Genomic DNA, 230 nt, shown 5'->3' on the forward strand with positions numbered 1-230 from the left:
AGCAACTCACCGGCGGGGCAGATGTAGACATCACGGGTTGGGTTGTACTGGAAGCGGTTGCCGCTGAGACGACCTTGGCCCGTGACCGCTTTGTGTTTGTCCGGGATCGGGACGTAGACGGTGGCACCGGCGGCGTCGCAAGCGGCCAACTCGGCCTCGCTGTAGTCGCCAGCATCGGCAACCGCGGTCAGGCTCTCCACGCCGAGCACCGCCATGGTCTGCTGGCATTG

At 65.2% G+C, this 230-nt stretch carries 1 pseudogene; it reads right to left on the reverse strand.

Annotated features, from left to right (window positions below):
- Positions 1–230 (reverse strand): annotated as a pseudogene (locus BQ17_RS21900) (IS5/IS1182 family transposase); the annotation flags it as partial.

The organism is Candidatus Thiosymbion oneisti (assembly GCF_900092655.1).
Taxonomy (GTDB): Bacteria; Pseudomonadota; Gammaproteobacteria; order Chromatiales; family Chromatiaceae; genus Thiosymbion; species Thiosymbion oneisti.